Annotated in this window: 15 protein-coding genes and 1 pseudogene; 2 read left to right on the plus strand and 14 right to left on the minus strand. The window is 41.5% G+C overall.

Annotated elements, in window-relative coordinates; genetic code table 11:
• Positions 1 to 235 precede the first annotated feature (235 nt).
• The 4 genes and pseudogenes from PODO_RS30625 to PODO_RS18325 all read right to left on the minus strand — a co-directional run.
• Positions 236 to 424, minus strand: a pseudogene (locus PODO_RS30625) (GMP synthase (glutamine-hydrolyzing)); the annotation flags it as partial.
• Between the two features lie 150 nt (positions 425 to 574).
• Positions 575 to 1219: a TIR domain-containing protein gene (locus tag PODO_RS18315; protein ID WP_038572031.1), complete on the minus strand. Its 645-nt coding sequence runs from the start codon at positions 1217 to 1219 to the stop codon at positions 575 to 577.
• Positions 1220 to 1235: 16 nt separating this feature from the next.
• Entirely contained in the window at positions 1236 to 2684 is a 1449-nt protein-coding gene (locus PODO_RS18320) for an SIR2 family protein (RefSeq protein WP_052097116.1), read from the minus strand.
• Positions 2685 to 2703: 19 nt separating this feature from the next.
• Positions 2704 to 3216: a toll/interleukin-1 receptor domain-containing protein gene (locus tag PODO_RS18325; RefSeq protein WP_052097119.1), complete on the minus strand. Its 513-nt coding sequence runs from the start codon at positions 3214 to 3216 to the stop codon at positions 2704 to 2706.
• A 909-nt stretch (positions 3217 to 4125) separates the two neighbouring features.
• Here PODO_RS18325 and PODO_RS18330 point away from each other — a divergent pair.
• Complete coding sequence (locus tag PODO_RS18330; RefSeq protein ID WP_038572033.1) at positions 4126 to 4830, plus strand: toll/interleukin-1 receptor domain-containing protein; 705 nt, start codon at positions 4126 to 4128, stop codon at positions 4828 to 4830.
• Between the two features lie 370 nt (positions 4831 to 5200).
• On the opposite strand, the gene PODO_RS18335 is transcribed toward PODO_RS18330, so the two are convergent.
• The 4 genes from PODO_RS18335 to PODO_RS18350 form a co-directional block, all read right to left on the minus strand.
• Positions 5201 to 11143: an ATP-binding protein gene (locus PODO_RS18335; RefSeq protein WP_038572035.1), complete on the minus strand. Its 5943-nt coding sequence runs from the start codon at positions 11141 to 11143 to the stop codon at positions 5201 to 5203.
• 319 nt (positions 11144 to 11462) lie between these two features.
• Positions 11463 to 11978, minus strand: a complete 516-nt coding sequence (locus tag PODO_RS18340; protein WP_038572037.1) for a hypothetical protein — start codon at positions 11976 to 11978, stop codon at positions 11463 to 11465.
• Positions 11979 to 11990: 12 nt separating this feature from the next.
• On the minus strand, positions 11991 to 12509 hold the full coding sequence (locus PODO_RS18345; RefSeq protein ID WP_038572039.1) for a recombinase family protein: 519 nt from the start codon (positions 12507 to 12509) through the stop codon (positions 11991 to 11993).
• Positions 12510 to 12536: 27 nt separating this feature from the next.
• Positions 12537 to 12971 carry a recombinase family protein gene (locus PODO_RS18350; RefSeq protein ID WP_169744783.1) on the minus strand — a complete coding sequence of 145 codons (435 nt, stop codon included), beginning with the start codon at positions 12969 to 12971 and terminating at the stop codon, positions 12537 to 12539.
• 114 nt (positions 12972 to 13085) lie between these two features.
• On the opposite strand from PODO_RS18350, the gene PODO_RS31535 reads away from it, so the two are divergent.
• Positions 13086 to 13265 carry a hypothetical protein gene (locus PODO_RS31535; protein ID WP_038572043.1) on the plus strand — a complete coding sequence of 60 codons (180 nt, stop codon included), beginning with the start codon at positions 13086 to 13088 and terminating at the stop codon, positions 13263 to 13265.
• Positions 13266 to 13741: 476 nt separating this feature from the next.
• Here PODO_RS31535 and PODO_RS18360 read toward each other — a convergent pair whose 3' ends face one another.
• From PODO_RS18360 to PODO_RS18385, 6 genes are all read right to left on the minus strand, one after another.
• Positions 13742 to 14890 (minus strand): DUF3626 domain-containing protein, encoded by a 1149-nt coding sequence (locus PODO_RS18360; protein ID WP_052097122.1) that lies wholly within the window; start codon positions 14888 to 14890, stop codon positions 13742 to 13744.
• A 310-nt stretch (positions 14891 to 15200) separates the two neighbouring features.
• Positions 15201 to 15845 (minus strand): Type 1 glutamine amidotransferase-like domain-containing protein, encoded by a 645-nt coding sequence (locus tag PODO_RS18365; protein ID WP_038572045.1) that lies wholly within the window; start codon positions 15843 to 15845, stop codon positions 15201 to 15203.
• 262 nt (positions 15846 to 16107) lie between these two features.
• Entirely contained in the window at positions 16108 to 16872 is a 765-nt protein-coding gene (locus PODO_RS18370; protein WP_036688660.1) for a VOC family protein, read from the minus strand.
• A 2-nt stretch (positions 16873 to 16874) separates the two neighbouring features.
• Positions 16875 to 17714 (minus strand): pyrroline-5-carboxylate reductase, encoded by an 840-nt coding sequence (gene proC / locus PODO_RS18375; RefSeq protein ID WP_256719406.1) that lies wholly within the window; start codon positions 17712 to 17714, stop codon positions 16875 to 16877.
• Positions 17699 to 18526 carry a MetQ/NlpA family ABC transporter substrate-binding protein gene (locus tag PODO_RS18380; RefSeq protein WP_036688665.1) on the minus strand — a complete coding sequence of 276 codons (828 nt, stop codon included), beginning with the start codon at positions 18524 to 18526 and terminating at the stop codon, positions 17699 to 17701. The genes proC and PODO_RS18380 overlap by 16 nt, the downstream gene beginning before the upstream one ends.
• Positions 18527 to 18537: 11 nt before the next feature.
• On the minus strand, positions 18538 to 19557 hold the full coding sequence (locus tag PODO_RS18385; RefSeq protein WP_036688667.1) for a uroporphyrinogen decarboxylase family protein: 1020 nt from the start codon (positions 19555 to 19557) through the stop codon (positions 18538 to 18540).

Genomic DNA, 19557 nt, shown 5'->3' on the forward strand with positions numbered 1-19557 from the left:
AAGTTTTAGTTACATTTTTGGAATGAAAAAAAAGCATCTACAGCACATTTAATGTAGATGCAACACAAAACTTCCGACAAACCAAAGCATGTAATTATTAATACATATGGCTTTATATTCTTCCTCCGTATCACTCAATTCGAATTTTTGTGACGTAAGCAAGCTTTCAATTTCATTTACTAGATCAATTGTCCTCAACCATAAATTTCTTTAATAACCAAAAAGATCCTAGTAACTATTCCCACTCGATCATCGCCGGCGGCTTCAACGTAATGTCGTACACCACGCGGTTGACGTTGTCGACTTCGTTGACGATGCGCACGCTGATCTTCTCCAGCACGTCCCACGGGATGCGCGCCCAATCGGCGGTCATGCCGTCGATCGATGTTACGACGCGGATACCTACGGTGTAGGAGTACGTACGTATTATAGAGTTAATTACTATTCATTCACCACGTTGTTCGGTATATCAATTGTAGCGGGTGAAATGACCAATTCCAATAGCAGATATCGCAAAAAGCTGGTTATGAGGATTTTCATAACGCAGCTTTTTGTTTAAGTATAATGTATTGATTCACCACGGTGACAACCAATTTTGTTGAGTTTTAATCGTTTTTGTAATTTCGAAATCATTAATCCGTTTACTCTTCTCATACGCATTTTCGAGATACGTATCTGGACTTGCGACAAAATCATCTTCAGTTACCAAGGAGATATACGAGCCATTTAGAGAATCTACACTTTGGCAATTCAGGCAAGCATATACGGGATTTTTTTGGTTTGTACGATTCTTGATGATAATCTCATATAACTTACTTTCATCAATGCTTCTTGACTTGCAGCCATCAGAATTTGTAACTGAACTAAGAATCCACCCATACCCACCAAAATAATAATCTTTTTGGATTACACCTACAATGCCATTACTTCTTGACGTTCTGTCTTCCCTAGTAATCTCCTTCAAAGAGTATTCAATCTCCCAGTCAATCCAGTTACTCTGCTTCATATTTGGAGAGATAACAACAATAGTTACCGAAGTATCAAAAATCATGCTCTTAAGATGATTTTTAATGGTTTCTGTCTTTCTGTCCGTCAAATTAGGTGAAGTACTGGTTTCACCTTGATAATAACGAGCATCTGTGCCAAGAGCCTTAATTATTCGATCTCTTGTATGTTGAGCTTCGCTGTACTTATAAGAAATGAATGTTTTACGTGCCATACATGAACCTCCCTCTTTATTGCCTTTTTCTTTTTTCAAGCATATTCACAATTTCAATTACAGTGTTAATCAATGCTTCGTCAGTCTGATTCACATCGCCCAGTAATTGATATTTATCTTCTAGCCCAGCCTGGGGAACATAGCGGCCAAAATCACTTATAACAGTCCCCCATATTTTTCTAGCAGTAAAGTCGGTCGCACCAATGGGAATGGGTATTGCGCCGTGATTCACGCTTATTTCGAACTCTTCAATTATGCCATTTGCTTCTATTACAGCACCTGATGAAGCATCAATTTTATTACCAAACATAAAAATGGAAATCCCAACGTTTTGAATCATGTTATTTCTGTGTTTAGTCCATAATTCCTTTATAGGGATTTGACCAGTCGTATTTTGAGGAAATGGTCTCGAAATCAGACGGTCTTCAACCCGCTGACTTCTCGTTTTATAGATTTCTTCCAACGCACCCGAGATTACACAACTGCCAACTCCGAGACCAAAACCAGTTACAATATTGTTCCCGTTTTGGATTATTTTTTTACTGAGGTTACTTGCGAACTCTAAGCAGCGCTGCTCTCCCCAATTTCCATAGTTAGAAGCACTACCGGATACGAATAAATTTCTTCTCTTATATTGCTGTTCCACTTCCTTGAGTATAGCCGTAATATCCTCATATTGACTTACTAGAAGCACTTTAATGCTGTATCTTTTCAGATCATTCACTTTTAACTTCTGCTTTATCTCAGCATATAAAAAATCCGATTCTTCCTTAAAATCATCTCGCTGCACTTGCTTCATAAAGCAGTAATGGGTGCGTTGATTCTGACCCAAAAGGATTCTTATGCGACTCAAAATATATTCCAAATTGGGATCATCAAAACTAAATCCAATAAACAACATTGTTTTTGAAACGAGGTCGCCTTGAAGAGCCGTAGTAAATAGCTGCCGCTTGTTGTTGTAATTTTCGTAATCATCTTTAGTTAAAACGGCTTCATGAGGTAATGAAATATCCCCATGCATTTTATAAATCTTGGCATCACTATTCGGTTTTGTTACCGCTAAGTTTTCCGTAGTTATTTTTGAGTCGATCCTTTTCCCTTCGGCTTTTAAGGCATCCTCGATCAGAGCATCATAATTGGTTGTCCAATATGTATCTATAGGCAGCCTTGATAATATCTTATGATTTTCGGTGATTTCGGCATCCTTTGTAAATTCGTCAATTAATGCTTGATTTATTTTCCCTCTGTTTCCACCATTCTCATTAACATGGTACTGCGCTACTGCTATAAGATCACTTTCTTTATCGATATTTAAATTGATTTCTTCAGCGATATCTCGAAGCAGATCCTTCCAGTTCACAAATCCCGCAGGTTTAGACAATCCTGCGCCAGCAAATACAGCCGCATTAGACTCCTCAATAGCAGTTTTAAACATTTTCTGAAACTCCGCTATTTCTTTGCTCACCAGTTCACCCTCCTCAAATTCAAGATTCAAACCAATTGGCTAAATGAATCCCTCGTGATTCCCCTTGTTTTATAACATACCAGTTGCCATCGTATGATTGTTCAATATAGTTGTAAATCCCATAGTATTCTCTCTCGTCCCACGTTCCTTCATTTTTCACGAGCGGAAGAATTGCAATTTTATTTAGACCCTTTACACCATCGGCTAACCCAAGCTCCCATGGTATCCAAATCGATCGAATACTCCCTGGTGTCGCCAGTAGTACAAATTTATTAGAGCGGTTGATTCTTTGTTTCAGCTTCTGAGCCGTCTCAGACGATGTTTGGCTAGGCATATTATGGTCAAGCCAATCAACATAAGTTCTTTGCCCGAATTGCGCCAAAAAACCTACTGCTTGTTTTACTTCCTGCTCGTCATCATGACGATGGGACAGAAATACCGTGTTTGACGTGCTGAATTGGTAATTTTCATTAAGAGACTTTTGAATCGACTGAGACATATTGTTCAACTTATTGAATGTTAGGTACGACATAGAAATTCTCCTCATTTCGATTGTGTTTATATTTATTCAAATGATATTGTTCATTGGAAAGTCATTACAATTCTATTATCGCTAATCACCTTATCTTTGAAAAGGGCAAAAGTATTACGACAACTAATTCATCTTCTCCCCAAGAATTTTCTCATTGAAACCGAGGGATACGTATTTTCTTTTTAAACTAAGTATGTCTTTGATGGTTCGTGTATACGCCGACAGTTCCAAAATTCACATCTCCTTGTAATCTAATACGTAATTCTCAATCGCTTTTAAATTAATTTGTTACTATAATGATAGCTCATTTGGGAGGGGAATTCCAGAAATTATTCCCAATTCCGACCCAAAAAAAGACCCCTGCAAGTAACTGGAGTCTCAACTTTATTAGCTCTATAGACCTTATTCAATCACTTTATCCGCATCCACCTGATTGCATCCCTCAATGCACATCATACCAATGAACTAGCTGATCTTCAACTTGAAGTGAACCTTGATCTCGTCCCGAAAAACATCGACTCTGCCGCTGATTATGTCGTGCAATATATTCGATTTCAGCAAACGACGCATAAACAACCTTCTTGAGCAGTCACTGTCACATCTCATTTCGTACCATCAATATTAGGCATTCCACATGTGAGGAGCATTTACGCTACTATTTGCAGATTGAGCATTGCCGCTCCCACCTTCAACTCGCCCCTCTGCTTTACCACACTATCGATGATCCAGTTCTAGGTTTCCTTGCTGAAGCGAATGAGCACCCGTCTGAATATATTACAGTTAAAACAGGAAAGTAACGTGGTGGGACAGCTCTACGAATCAAGATTCGACACAACACATCAAATATATGGATTTTTTTCCTGTTTTAAATTACTATAATACTAGGAAAATCAAATTGGGAGGTAGGACATGGCTAGATGTACAGCTCCAGTAAACGGACATCGCTCAGCAAGTGCCGCAGCCAACTGCCCAGCGTGCAGAGGGCGTTATGGCCGCTATGGTAGTGGTGGCGGCTACAATTCGTACTCGCCCTCATCTTACTCCTCGTCCTTGACAAGTGGAGGGGGTCGAAGCAGCGGCGGCGGTTCCGTCCGCAGTTCAAAACCACGCTGGTCAGGAGTAGGTTCGTCCATATTGTACACTTCTGAAGAAATTCGGTCATTAACACCAATCCGCAACAGCGTCGAAACTCTAGCAAAACAACCTGACCTTCGAGACGTCTTCCTTTGCCATGCATGGGATGACCGGAAGGGAGCCGCCAAGGAGTTGCACGATCTGCTTGAGTCACACGGTGTCTCCGTCTGGTTTAGCGAGAAAGACGTTAGCCTCGGTGTGCCGTTGCTTCGCGCTATCGACAAAGGCTTGGCCAACTCGCGAGTTGGAATTGTGCTTGTGACCCCTGCACTGCTACGCCGCCTCCCAGCAGAGGGCATCGCCGACAAAGAACTTTCGGCACTCCTGGCAGGTGATCGGCTCGTTCCGATTGTGCATGATACAACGTATGAAGCTCTCCGCGATGTCAGTCCCTTGCTCGGATCACGAAGCGGCTTGAACACTGCAGAAGAGCCAATGGCAGACGTCGCGGCCAAGCTCGCAGAGTTAGTCGCCCTTTAAGCTCTATTGATCTACCAAAGTTTGCTGTTCAGTTGGGGCTGTTAGGATGCTTTATCGCTTCTCGTTTACTTGGCAGACACCGTTGTACAAGGCTTAGTAAAGGAGACCTTGCATATAGCAAGGCCTCCTTTACTTTAGACTTGAGCAGTACTGTCACATCTCATTTCGTACCATCAATATTAGGCATTCCACATGTACCGTATGCGGGATGCGACCATGTTGCCGCGGCATTTGTTATAGCCGCTTTAGGTTGAATAGAATCACTATGAGCTGTCAGCATATGCAGACGGGGTAAGCGCAGCCATGCTAGTTGACAATGAATTTTGTGGCTTCGTTTCAGTCGATCTCACATGTAGAGTAAGATGCAATCTTACATAAAAACCCTCACATTATTCGGCAAATCCATCATAGAAACATTGTTTCTCATTGGCTCAAAAGTCACCATATAGCGAAGATTACGCTTTACTCTTGTTATTTCTACAAACCCTTCTTTCGTACAAACCCAACGCTGGAGAAACGGATGTACTCCTTCTTCAAAAGGACCAAAAATTTGCTCCATCCACATCATCTTTTTACCCTTCTTTTCCCACACCAATGGGTTCATAGTTGACGGATGCCAGCCCAACGACCGAAATACTGGGCTTGGAACCAAGAGAACCGTACTACTATAAGGAATTTTCTGCCCGTTAATACGATTAAACGTATAGAACAGATCTGGATTCGACTTTCTAGAGTTTACTACATTGTTGTAGAACAAAAACGATCTTCCGCTTGCCGTTGGCCTGCTAATATCCAAGCTTTCTGATAACCCGCAAGTAAAGTAGTACCCTTCGACGATGTTGAAATGGAACAGGGCTGCCCCGAGCAATTCCTGACCGTCCTGCATCCCTTTGCGGGCCTGCTTCATGAACTGTAAACAAGCATCCTCTGGATCAAATTTCGACATCGCCATTAACCCGAGTTTCAACCATCCAGTTGAACTCCTAAATGCACGTGGGGTATCTAAGAGCAGGAAGGGATCGTCACAAGGAAGGTAGGCCTGTACCTCGTTATAAAGAGAAGTTCGCTCCCAAGTTCCTTTCTCTATCCGTTTCTCTATGATATCTAACAACTTTTTTTCCGGATTGAAATTCGAATCTTCTGAAGCTTTCATCTCATCAAGCAACTCATTTACAAAGTCAGGAAATATACTGGCGATTTGATAAAAACGTTGGTTAAAGTGCCGGTCTTGGAAGGGTGGGTAATCAATAATAGGTACCCCTTTCCTCTCATTACCGTGAGTAAACCGTGAAATAAATGCTCCAAGTTTTTGAATCACCCACGGTTTAGATTTCCCACTTACAATACACTGCCCACGTACAAATGTCTCATTGATCACTTCTGCCTGTGTACTAATCTGTAATCCTCCACTGGATTTTAGCTCAGCCAACAAGGGTTTCATTGCTTCATAATATGATGGATACGTTACAGCAATACGCTCGAATATTATTAGTAGCCATCCCTGTCCGGAATTCTCTACATCCTCCCACCTTGAAATCAGATCATAAATAACTGTATGATCCCACTGTATAAATTGCCACAAACCCTGCAATACCGCTTCTATTTGATGTTCATTATTACTTGATAAATTCCTAAGCAGAATGTTCAGAGTGAACTGTCTCCATGACATCCGATTCAGTGGATGTGACGAGGAATAGATAGCTGATGTCATATCTACGTTCCAGTCAAGCCATTGCTTATATGTGTTCAAAATTCGAATAGTCGCCTCTTCAATTTCCTTAGCACCCAATTTCACTGCCCTTGCCTGAAGCATTTCTTCCAGCTTGACAATAAAATACGAAAGCTCCCTATTGTCAATACTTTCCGGTAAAAGTGAATCTAACACCCTCCATCTTGTCTTATCGTCCGTAGTGAAATCTATAATTGCAGAATAGAAGTCTTGAATATACTGATCATTTCTATGGTAACTTGCTACTGCATGAGTCTCTGCAAACTCGAACAAAATATTGGTATATTCCTTATTCCGATAAGAAGGCTCTGTACTTATTTTACGGACTAAGATCTCAGCATAATTAAAAGCTGCCACATGATCCATACTTCCACCATGAGGATTTAAATTATTGATTACTCGCTTAAAATCATCGAAAGCTTCTTCCGTAGATAATTTTCTGATCTTACGTTCGACGCGTTTCCAGGTGCTTTCCCAGTACGGGCGACGTTCTCTACTCGTTATAAACCATCGTTTCGGTCTGTTGTCACGATCTCGGTTATTATGAATGTCGAAATGATATGGAGTCGAGTGTTTCATGTAAGCGCCTAGACCCGAGTACCCTAGTCTATGAGCCGCTTTCAAAATGCATTTTCTCATATCTTCTATATATGCCCTACTGCTTCTTTCTCTCCAGCTCATCCCACCAACTGTTAGTATCCATAGGGCTACTAGGTCTTCTTCTGTAAAGAAAGTATTCCTTAGCACACGGATTAACACATCGAAAGTCGCTTTATATTTTGAAAAATCATCGACATCAAGCATGCCATTTTCATTAAGAACAGCCAAAAGTATCTCGACTCCATCCTTTTGCGCCGCAGCCATTACAACACTTACCGCATAATCGGCTACTAGGTTAGACTCACTATCGAGTTGTCTACATAGATCAAGTAGTAGCTTCCCTTGTCCTTTCCATAATGAAGGCTTCTCATTCAGCAGAATCTCTACCCATTGCACAACATGATTTAGGGATGATTGTCTTGCAGTTATGCCGAACCATTTCCTTGCAAACTGCTCCTTAAGATGCCGTGCTTTCTCCTGTAACTGATATTTTTCACCAAGTGCAGCTAGCTTCTCGACCCAATATGTTACTTTTTGGAGATTGTCATCCCAAATTATCCCTTTCTCATTCGTCCACCGTTGGAAAATGAGTTCCATCGATGTTTGATCCCCATGGCTATCTAAAAACTCCCAAATAAGTTCCATATCCAAATAAAAAATATCGCCCTCAATCATACTGTCCCTTACAACTGGGTATAACAATTTATCCAATGTCTTATCATTTCGAGATAAAAACATTGCCATGCGCATAAAGAAAGAACGAACTTCTATGTAACCGACTAAATGGTAATAGGCAGACTGATCCATGAAATAGAGGCGTTCCAACAAATAAAGAATCATCGTTATGTCTTGCTTGGAAAGTCTGTATCCTTCCTGCATTGAAAGACAATAGTAAGCTCCCATTCGATAGGTACTATGAAGTAAAAGACGAATCATTTCCGTAGTTCTCGGATCTCGGTCGTAGGAGAAATAAACTTGAATCGCTTCTTCAGCTTGCTGTTTTAAATCGGATTCTGGGTATGCCCATCCTCTAAGAAAACAAATACAAGAGTAGAGCTTTGCATCGGTTTCATAGTTCATCTTCTTATGCTCTAAAATGTCATATCCCTGTTCTACAACAGGACGAACGAAGCGCTCAGTCTCGAAATTCGCTATGGCACTATACATAGCCAGTTTAATTCGATGCTGGAAAGATGGAACAAGATGATCTGTTCTCTTTAGGATATAACGTAGCTCTGTCCATTTCTGCTCATCAACCATCCGTTCGATTAAAACTTCTCTTTTCTCTGGCACAAGATGCTGTAAATACCTCTTCAAGCATCTAAAAAATGAGAATCCGCTTCGGTCGAGTGATCCGTGAAGAAATCCGTCAGAATAAGCACTTGCCACTTGTTCTTCTAAACTGTTCCTTACCTCCTCTTTTTCAATTCTCCATTCGTAAATTAAAGTAATCCCTGCCAGTTCTCCCCATTCACGAATCAATTCAAGAAACCCCTTGCCCAAGTTATCACGATTGAAACTTGACTCAAAAACATAGTATTCCTCGAGAAGATCGATCAATTGAAAGGGGGTTACGTTATTTCGTTTGAACCACCGTTCCATGATTTGACGAGCACGGTCATACTCTCCGAGCTTTACTAGTCGTCGAACATCATTGAATACTTGATTTAACAGATGCATCTTCCATGTCTGGGGCGGCTTCATAATTCCTTCAGATGGTACGTAAGCAGGTACGCGTTGATCTTCCGAGACGAAATAATTCCGTTCATTTGCTTTTTCATACGATGTTAAAAGTTGTTGAACAGTACGAAGTGCCTCAAGCACTCCACCTGCATCATTCCAGTTTTTCCGCTTCTTAACTACGGCCAACATGTCCCTGCACTGTTCCTTGATTTCATCGATAGGTCTTCTTATCGTCCATGCTTCCATAATGAACGATGGATTGAAAATAGAGATGATCTCTTCTATACGTCCACTTTGTCTTAATAGGGAGAACAAATCAGCATGACGTGCGATCTTATAAGAGGGTTCAGCCACGTAAAAATCTGCAAGAGAACCTGCAATGTCCTCCAGAATACTATGGTGATTTCGAATATACCTCATGAAGTAGACTCGAACATCATTATGAAATAATACGAATTTCCCTCTGTCCTGCTCTACAACAAGCGGCTCCAAATCCTTTAACAGGTAATTCCAATCGGATTCCGTGAGTAACAGTTCCTTAAAGATCCCCTTTAGTGTCGCGCCATCTAGACGTTCGCTTGACAGTGAAAAATAGCTCGACAGTTTCTCGTTTAAGTATGCAATCTCGTGATTGACCTTTGTCTGGATTTTTTGTAACGCATGAATCCAAATATGATCATAGTAAGCATGAATACCATCATGCAACTTTCTCGCCCTTAGTCTTTCAATCAATTCTTCGACTGTCGTACAGCCTTTTGCTTCTCTAACCGCAAATACAGCGGCAAGCGTATTATCTACTGCATTTTCATGAATCACGTTTACTGCTGGCTCTATGAACTCCCCTGGAAAATCATGTGAGAGCATCTGGCGAATATCACTCTCTGTAACAACCGGCACTTCAAGATGAAGGACCTCAGAACTATCCTCCTTTAGCCACTGTGGGTAGGCCGGATATCCTTCCGGAGGCTGACCCGCCAGCAGAAAAAGCACACCACTAGGAACTTCTTCGGGATGAACCAGCCACAGAAGGAACGTATCCCCGTGCTTATGAGAGATGTATCCTGCTCTAGCTGCATGGTCAATTCCATCTACCGCTATAACAGTCGGTCTGTGGTTAATGTTCGACAGTTCCTGAGCCAGCCGTAATGTATGACTACGGATTTCATCTACCGTCAAATAATCACATCGAATTGGAACTTTATATTGGTAGAGTTTACCTGTAAATTTCACTCGAATCTGATCTATCAACGCCGTCCAGAAAACACGAGGATCCACAGTTCTGCCTGCATCGGGAGGGATTTCTTTTATTTCAGGCGTAATTGGCTTAAAAGCGTGATATCGAAGATTAATGATGGTTGGTGTTTCATAGGCCAATTGGCTAATTAGGCTACTCTTGCCGCTACCGGGGCTACCTTTCAAGAAAATAATACTATGTTTACGAGAACCAAGTTGTTCTATTAATCGTTCCATAAAAACTAACCGCGATTTAAAAAAAGGGACTGGGGGGCGAATTAGATGATCTCTGTCATCAACCTCTGCTTGCAAAGATAATCGACTATATACTTCCTCTGGGAAGACGAAATCCACCTTTCCATGTATCGAAGTTGTCCAAAATCGCAAACTAGCTGCGAGCTTTTCAAAGATTTCTCTTTGGAATGATGGTGAAGATACCCCAAATATTCGACCGATTTGTTCGTGCATCTGTGACTCAAGTTTTTCTAAATCGGGCCTGCTGAAACGTAATCGCAACTTTCTTAGGAAATCATATTTTTTTATGTCTGTTTCGAGCACACCCAGTTGTGTAAGAAGATCAGTCCACGCCGTGCTATATGTTGAATCGAAGCGGATACCAGAAAGGTTCCCTGCTTGTCTCAGCTCTTTTCTAAGTGCTTTCCAAAAGTCAGGGAGCGGAGGATAGGCTGAATCATCTGCTGTTCGTGACCAGTTCTTTCCCCCGCGCCTATTTGTGTAAAGTTCTGGGATGCAATTTGGAATTGTCTTTAAGCCTTCCTTCCACGCGAATGCCATGTCCTGAAGCAAGGAGGATGAACTTCCACCTGAGGGTCTGATAAGATCACTTAAGGTTAAATTATTTTCCGATCTCGTATGCTTAACTTGAATACAAAGTGAGCGACCATCCTTATATTTCACAACAACATCATCTAATTTATTTATCGTTCTGGCTTGAAAAGCGACCGCCTCAATACCCGAATCTGTGTCGAGCATTTTCAAAACATATTTGAGACCTACAAAAGCCTCATACCAGTAAGGATCATGTTCACCCGAGTTGTAGTTATTCAATATAGGAAACACCTCGTCAATGTTAAAATATATCTTTCAGCTAAATCCCGTGAATCATCATTTCCACATCTCATAACTTCATATTTCGTCATATAATTCCAATATCCTCCATGGAAATAGGAAATCCAAACTAAAACCAGATACTCGATTGAATTGTTACGTTTGCTAATACATCTTAATACGAACAAAATGCCCTCTCACAAAGGATTGGGCTTTTGATATAGGTAAATGTGGCTCAGAGATGTTATTTCTTAATAAGCGACACACAGCACTCCACATGTGTAGAGACAGTGGAAATGACCTCCAAAAGTACTCGATCTTATTTATAACAAACCGTCAACTCCACCCGATTCCCTTCCCTATCATACACAATCCGCTCCACTAGCTTCTTCAACGCCCGATTCTTCTCTTCACTTGTCACTGAACCGCTCCACAACTCCCTAAACTCACCTATCCGCTCATATATCTGCTCCACAGTCGGATAATTACCTTCATCTACTACAACCTTCCGTAAATTCTTCAACTCTTCCCCCAACTTCTGTATCTGCCTTGATCGAACAGCCTTTCGCTCTAAAAACACTTGCTTCGTTATCATGTCCTCTTCATACGATTCATACAGCTTGTCCAATGCCCGCTTCTGCTTTTTCAACTCCTGCTCTTTGACCTCAATGATCGTCTGCGTATCATTATAACGACTTCCATGCAATTCAATCTCCCGTAAAATGTTTGGGTCTACATGAATAATCCGATCATACAGAGCATTGAAAAAATCGGCATCCATTACTTTGCCACGCTGTTCACATTTGCTGCCATCTTTGTACTGGTGATAGCACAATGCACTCCAGTGCTACCCCTGCTTCTTGTTCTCACCCACTCGGAATCTCATCCGTGAACCGCACTTTTCACAATACAGCAAGCCTGACAAAGGAAAAATGTTACGCCTTGAATTGGGATTCAACATGCGATTCTTAAGCAGCCGCTCCATAATCGCTTCATGTTCTTCCGGCGTTTTCAGCTTTTCATGTGTTCCCATGACTTTAATCCGCTCTTCTTCGGGAACCAATTCCACCTGTCCACGTTTGGAACGGGTTTTACCATAAGTAATGTAACCCAAATGGATTTCGCTTGCCAGCAACCGTTGAACCGTAATATTTGACCAGCCCTTGCTCTTTCCATCCGGCTTAATGTTGTATGGCGTGGGTATCTTGTTATTCGTCAACCAAATGGCGATATGTCCCAAGTTTGTTCCATTAAGATATTTCTCTACAATCGCTCGGTAAATTGGACGCTTCGTCTCATCGACCAGTACCGACCTTGTGTTCTTATCATAATAGTTTGGAAACGGTGGCTTTCCATTTGTCCACATGCCTTTTTTCGCCCCAGCCTCTTTGCCCTACTTCATTCTTCGCTTAATCGTTTTATATTCTATTCGGGCAAAAATGGACATGAAATCAAAGGATACATCGTCATTGTCTATTTCCAGATCGTATATCTTGTTTGGTGTGATAATGACCGTTTCTGAGTTTAAAAACGGATCTTTTATGAGTGCCCAATCCTTATTTTCTCCACGCCCTAAACGGTCAATATCCATGACCACTACCCCATAATAAAGCTGGAATTCAACATGTCGAAGAAACTTCTGCATTTCCTTACGGGACTCGATCTTTTCACCTGAGGCCACTTTTTCATATAGCCTATAAGTCCAATTTCGATTCTCGACCAAGGTCAGAAGGGTATCCCTATGCTTCGAGAGAACGTCTTCAAACTTACCATCATCCCGTGATTTTCTTAAATAAACGGCTACGTGTTTAATTGTTTTACTTTCCATAATAGTTTCTACTCCAAACCTGTTAAATTTTTGCTGCCTTTCAAGTAGAATGTTGAGCATTTTTGATGACACATCATCGAATATGACAACTGTAAAATTTTGGAGGCGCAATTCATGAAGAAATGTGAATATGTAATCAAAGAAGTTAATGAGCCATCTGGCAAAGCGTTGCGGCAATTTCATGAGCATGTGACCGAAATATTAAGCCATACTGTCCAAGCTGAAGCCGAGAAGACATACCACTCCCCAAGTGAATCATTCTACGCAAGACAGTCAGAAAAATTAACAAAATAAAAACAAGCCGGAGCACATGACCAATCCATGCTCCGACTTGTTCTATTTCAGGTTATTTTGAATGAATTCCCGTTCCAACTTTTTCAGATACTTAAGCGAATTCTCGAAGGAATACAGGTACATGGAGCGAAGCATCCTCAGCTTTTCGACTGAGCCGTCCGCAATCACTTGCTTAATGGCCGGTGCAGAATCTTACTAAACATAATGTTTTATTTTTATAATCTAGGTCTTATAAACCACAGTCCCATTGTACTGTAACATGGTAGAAGATGTAGCACGATATTTCCATGATTCAACGCAAAAAACTTCTAATCAATACTGAGCCGCTGAAGCTTCTTTGAATAATTGATTCATACAAACAACTCATCAATGACAAGTCAAATATCCCTTACGGAGGGAAATTCTCTTATTTATTTATTTGTTTGTTTGTTTGTTTGTTTACTTAAATGCCTTAACTTCAAGCGTACCAAGGCTTCTTACAACTTAAAGTTTCGGAGCGGCTTTCCGTACCGTACCAAAACATGCCATAAGAGTTTTAATTCTTGAAGTACTTCTTTATCGGTTCCTCGGTCCCGCCATGCTGCAGGATCATGCTTTAAGTGCATAGCAGCAGATCCAATCATGCTCGCATCGATATAACCGTGAAGAGCAATACGCTCAGCCAAGGAAGGCATCGTAGGACCTCTAAAATCTGAAGGCACTTCGTCTACCCACATCGCGAATCCCATGTGCCAATAGAGTTGGATGGCATACTGTAAACATATTTGCTCCAGGACTTGCCCTGTTGGAGTGCCCTTGAATGAAGGATCGGCTACTAAAATTTCCACATCTTCCTTCAGACGGATGTTTCCATGAACTTGCACTTCAATATAGTGGTTAAGATTACGTTTAGCTTCACCCTTTGAAGGGTCTGTAAACGGCATTGTGAGGTTGACCCGAAGATGGTCGACTAATTTTTGTGATTGAAGATCTTTTTCCCCTAGAGCGGAATCTCTTAAGAAAATCTCCTCTAATAATGCCGCCATCATATCATCAAATTCTGCATATGTCCCTTTCTGTACAGGGTTTTGATGCGAATCCATATAGGTGTATGTACTGCGATAAGAAACCTCAGGGGATAGGAGGAAATAGCAGGAGCCAAAGCGCGGAGCTGGCCCATCCGAATGACGCATCAAATCAAGAGCGCCATATTTAGGGCGTTCGCTATTCGAAGCACCCTCTTGTTGGTATGCCCCTCCAAATAGTCTTTCCTCCCACAAATCACGTGGACCACCCGGATAGGCTGATACACTACCACTGGATAACATGGTCTCAAATTGGCTCTTGTACACGCCTTGCTCCAATAGCGCCTCTGCAACACTTTTCTTTACCGGATCTAGTCGATCTGGATGGAAATGTAGAGCAATCTTCGCATGTGACTTTATTTTGACCACAGCATCTTCAAACTCTTCCCGATCCACATTAGACATTTGAAGAATTTCATGGATGGTCTGAGCTGCTTCACTTTTTCTAGTTCGCGCGTAATTCGTAACATATTCTAGAGCCGATAATTGTGACTCCGATAGTTCCTCAGTGAACTGAGACTCTCTTATTTTATTGGCATTTGCATCGCCTTTCCACTCCATTGCTTATTCACTCCTTTCTAGACCCAGTATATAAGAAAAGAGACTTGATTTCTCCTCTCACTGTATCAAACGCTTCTTCACTTGAAAATTTCATATCCTTACAATCGCGGAATCCGATAACTTTACGTGGATCTGGAATGATATAAATTCAAGATCGAATGGTGATGGCTTGAACATCGTATGCGCGTTATGCGTAATCTTCCTTTTTCGCGGAGCAATCAACCCGATTAGCTCGTAAGGTGCTGTCAAATAGGGACTCAAAACAAATACCATTCAGTTAACCGTCAGTGTCACAACCACTCAACCATTATTAGAGCGTCTCAGCCAATTTCTGAATCTTTGAGTGGGAAATTAAATATACATTGCCTATAATGTCGATTTTGCTGTCCTTCACACGTACAGCACCATCTTTGTCTGCCGCCACATAAATATCCATTTTATTCGATAAAGGAAAACGCTCCTCAATCATCGCGGTGTTATCATGATCAAAATGAGCTTCAAAAGAAAAGTGATTAAGAGCCATACCTTCACAAACAGTGCATTCATCCACATATTCATCAGACATGTTCATCCCGCCAGCACTTGTTCCCATTACAACAGCATTGCTTTTTTTAATCAAATCCGATAATTCATATTCCGTCACAAGGTGCTTTTGGTCGCGAGCGGTTCCACCACATAAAAAAACGACAGAGGCATTTTGAATTAATCGCTGGGCATCTTCCTTCTGCGTACGGTCATCAATGAAATGATATTCATCAAAAAAAATGTTAGCCTGATTAAACCATGTCCTTTCAAAAACACTATCAATATTAACTTGTTCATCACTAAAATCAGACGATTCAGCGCTAATCATAACCAGCGATTTTCTGTCTGTTATATCCTCATGCAACACATTGACTAACTTCTCAGAAAAACCCTTATCATAAAACCAATCCAAGTAATAGTGAGTTTTCATCCGTAATTACCTCCATATGTAATATTTAAATTATCCATTATGTTTATCAAAATCCATAGTGCCAAGCAAGAGAAATTATCTTCATTCCTTTTATATCATGGATATCGTACCATATAATGGAATTCAATAAATCTTACAAATTGATTAAAACAAAAAAATGCCAGCATCATTAGTACCTTCGGTGAATAGCAAAAAGACTTACTCGAGGTATCGATCCCTTCAAGTAAGTCTTTATTTCTAAAGTTATAAAGATACTAGTCCCTTAAACGAAAACATACTCCCCATCACCAATCCGAATCGTCTTCTCTTTCAGCTCTAACGAATCCGTTTCAAAAACCACCTGCTTGAATTGGTTCTCGTCTCCTTGCACGAAAGCAAATGATCTATCGCCAATCTTAAGGCTGAAGGTATCATCCTCTGACTTCGTAACAGGCAGTCCGAATATGGTTCCCCAATGGTTGGCTGCAGCTTCAGGATCGGAGACATGAAATACAGCACGGACGATTTCGACTTCTCCCGCAGGATGAGGCTTAATGACTCCAGATGATGTTAATCTTTCCACTCGCTCTGTATCCGTTCCGCTCCATTGAATGATGAACGGATAGACCAGTCCCCCAAAGTCACCAGCAATGGTCATCATCCGCCACTCTATTAATCTGCCCTCGTTATCTAGACGCTTACCATCGATAATTGGAGATAATGATAAGCCTGCTGCTTCCAGGGAAGCCGCTACTTCTTCAATATCATCCGTCCGGATGACTACTCTACTTAGAACTTCATGTTCTGGTAAAAGTTCAACTGCATCTTTCACCACTAGATTATGTTCAGTTGCCTTTGCCAGCTCAAGATTCTCAATGCCCAGAAACTCGAGATAGGTTAGCCCAAAGTAACTTAAGGCATTATAGGTTCCCCAATCTTTATGAGAGCCTCCCTTAAAAGCAACCAATCCATGAGCTCCAAAGATCTCAACCGGTTTGGCCAAATCATTGACATAGTGAACTAAATGATCCCATTTCATCGTTGCCATGCTTACTTCACTCCCAGCTCAGTAGTACGTTTTACGGCTGCCAGAACACTTCTTTGCAGACCCGCTGCGAAATCACTGTTGTTTAATTCGTACAAGCCATGCATGCCGACACCGCCAGGTGAATTATTAATATCCAGCAGCTGTCGTGGATGCAGCCCTGTTTGTTGCAGCATTGCTACCGATCCCATCAGATTCTCCAGTGCAACCTTCCAGGCTTGCTCACGCGGCAGTCCGGCGAGTACACCTGCATCCACGAGAGATTCAATGAAATAATAGATATAGTTAGGACCCGCCACACCAAATCCAGTAAAAACATCCATTAACGCCTCATCCAGATATTGTACTTTTCCAAAGCCGAGTAAGAAATACTCCACTTGATCACGAGTAGCATATGCATTTAACGCTACACCACTATAGCCATATCCTGTATCGGTTAAAGTATTGGGGATAACCCGGATAATGGACCGTTCAGCTCCAAAATACCCAGCTAATTGATCATTTGTCACACCCGCCACAATCGATACGATTGCGGCAGAAGCTGTAGCGAATTGTTGTACATCTTGACCAAGTGTAGTTAAATCATCCTGTGGGCGAACTGCCACTACAATCACATCTGCTGTAGACAGGTTATGCTCTTGCGGACTCTCCGTATCTACACCGTATTTGGTATTCAAAAACTGCAGCCGCGCTTCATTAATATCCGATACACTAATTTGATTTACAGACAAGGTGTTATTCGCTATACATGCGCGGATGATCGCTTCCGCCATCTGTCCGCCACCAATAAAATGAATCTTTTCTTTGGTCACTCCGTTCACTTCCTTAATTAATTGTTGTCCCAAGCTTCAGGTAGAATGAAACCATCATATTTTTCTAATCCATGAATATATTCTTCAAACTCTTTGGATTCATAAGCAGCTTTCAAATCTTTAGCCCACTGTGAATTTTCATCCTTTTTATTAACCGATACGATAATTCTGTGTTCCATAGGTGTGTTTTCTATTTTCAAAGCATCCGTAATCTTTCTGTCCGAATTGGCAATATAATTACCGTTTACAACGCCATAATCAACATCTTGAAGGGAGACAAGGATTTGAGCGGGGTCCAGTATTTTAATATCAATATTATATTTATCCGGTTCCATACTATTAATATTGAAATCCGCTACGCCCGCCCCTTCTTTAATTTTGACCCAACCCAATTCTTCCAGAATACGTAGTGCACGCTCTTGGTTTACCGGATCGTTCGGAACAGCTACGGTTGTACCGTCTTTAACATCGTCTAGCGTGGTATGATTTACAGAATAAAGACCTTGTGGAGCACCTGGAACATAAGCAATTCCGACCATATCTGCATTGATTTCTTCGTTAATGGCCTCCATATAGGCTGTACTTTGGAATATACTTGCGTCAATGGAGCCTTCTTTCATTGCTGGATTGACCTGCATATTTTGCGAGAAGGTTTTAATGTCAACGGAATACCCTTGTTTCTCTAGAATCGGTAGAATCGATTGGCGGAATTGTTCCTCATAGGTTCCAACACCAAATCCAACGGTAAGCTTTTTCTTATCTCCAGAATCCCCCGCCTCTTTATTGCCACAAGCCGTCAACACTGCAAGAACACCTATCATCATCACTAACATTAACTTTTTCATACTTACTTCCCCTATTCCAATATAGATTTTTTAAATTGTGCCAACGCCTCATCCGTCACATTGAGTGGGATTGCGCAATTTGGAGATAGAATAAACGGCTGGTCTTTCATTAACTTTAATGCATCTTCAGCCTGCTGCTTGATTTGGGCAATATCGTTTACCGCAAACAACCCATGATCGACTCCCCCCACTTTAGTAGCTTTGAGATTTGCCTCTAACCCTGGATTCCCCTCGGCTATCGTATCCCAACTGATCCCGTCAATCCGATAATCGTTGAACTTCTCAGGCTGGGCGTAAGCTCCACAAGTATGAAGAATGTTTTTTCCATAGCTTGCTGCTTCTAACACAATAGAATCATAAGGTCTGGACAGCTCATCAAACATTGCTTCATCAAATAATCCTGGGTGAGCTGTGCCCGTCACTGCGTAGAACAAACCGTCAGAGCCCGCTTGCTGTAACTCTTGTACATAATCGGCTAAGGTTAAGGAAATCGCATGTAGCGCATGATGTGCTGCCGCTCGATGTTCTTTAAACAAGGATTCCAAAGTTACCGGGTGCTCAATACCAAACACCGTTTTAGTAACATAAGCAGAACGCCCTACAATAAATAGCAACACTGTTAAAGGTGAAAATACCGTTTGGATTAGCGGGGTGTCTGGTAACCCTTGGCGAATTTTTCTAACCGCATCTAAATGCTCTGCCAAAGGGGCTGACTGGACTGCCTTTTTAACATCGATATCCCACAGACTAGCCGCTGTTGGAATAGCCGTCGTTTGCTGTCTCGGAAATACGGTCTGATAATCCGTAAAATCGTATTGATTCCCCCAAGCTTCCGCCAGATAAGTCGCTCTTGGATTAATCTTGACCCAATCCCAATCATATTTTTTCGTAAAAGAAATCGTAGTTTCTGCTAAATCATCCGCAGTTTGTTCTTTGTCGATAAAATGGCGCCAACCACTTCCGATTGGACGATCCGCCCGTTCTCCTGATAATAATGCGTTAAAACGATCTTGCTTACTCCATTCACTCAT

It is taken from the genome of Paenibacillus odorifer, assembly GCF_000758725.1.
Lineage (GTDB): Bacteria > Bacillota > Bacilli > Paenibacillales > Paenibacillaceae > Paenibacillus_AQ > Paenibacillus_AQ odorifer.

Excerpts from the sequence above, each read along its gene's own strand:
- PODO_RS18365 (WP_038572045.1), bottom strand. The coding sequence starts at position 15,845 with ATGAAAACTCACTATTACTTGGATTGGTTTTATGATAAGGGTTTTTCT.
- PODO_RS18345 (WP_038572039.1), bottom strand. The coding sequence starts at position 12,509 with ATGTGGACAAATGGAAAGCCACCGTTTCCAAACTATTATGATAAGAAC.
- PODO_RS18370 (WP_036688660.1), bottom strand. The coding sequence starts at position 16,872 with ATGGCAACGATGAAATGGGATCATTTAGTTCACTATGTCAATGATTTG.
- PODO_RS31535 (WP_038572043.1), top strand. The coding sequence starts at position 13,086 with ATGAAGAAATGTGAATATGTAATCAAAGAAGTTAATGAGCCATCTGGC.
- PODO_RS18315 (WP_038572031.1), bottom strand. The coding sequence starts at position 1,219 with ATGGCACGTAAAACATTCATTTCTTATAAGTACAGCGAAGCTCAACAT.
- PODO_RS18325 (WP_052097119.1), bottom strand. The coding sequence starts at position 3,216 with ATGTCGTACCTAACATTCAATAAGTTGAACAATATGTCTCAGTCGATT.
- PODO_RS18350 (WP_169744783.1), bottom strand. The coding sequence starts at position 12,971 with ATGGAAAGTAAAACAATTAAACACGTAGCCGTTTATTTAAGAAAATCA.
- PODO_RS18385 (WP_036688667.1), bottom strand. The coding sequence starts at position 19,557 with ATGAGTGAATGGAGTAAGCAAGATCGTTTTAACGCATTATTATCAGGA.
- PODO_RS18380 (WP_036688665.1), bottom strand. The coding sequence starts at position 18,526 with ATGAAAAAGTTAATGTTAGTGATGATGATAGGTGTTCTTGCAGTGTTG.
- PODO_RS18360 (WP_052097122.1), bottom strand. The coding sequence starts at position 14,890 with ATGGAGTGGAAAGGCGATGCAAATGCCAATAAAATAAGAGAGTCTCAG.
- PODO_RS18330 (WP_038572033.1), top strand. The coding sequence starts at position 4,126 with ATGGCTAGATGTACAGCTCCAGTAAACGGACATCGCTCAGCAAGTGCC.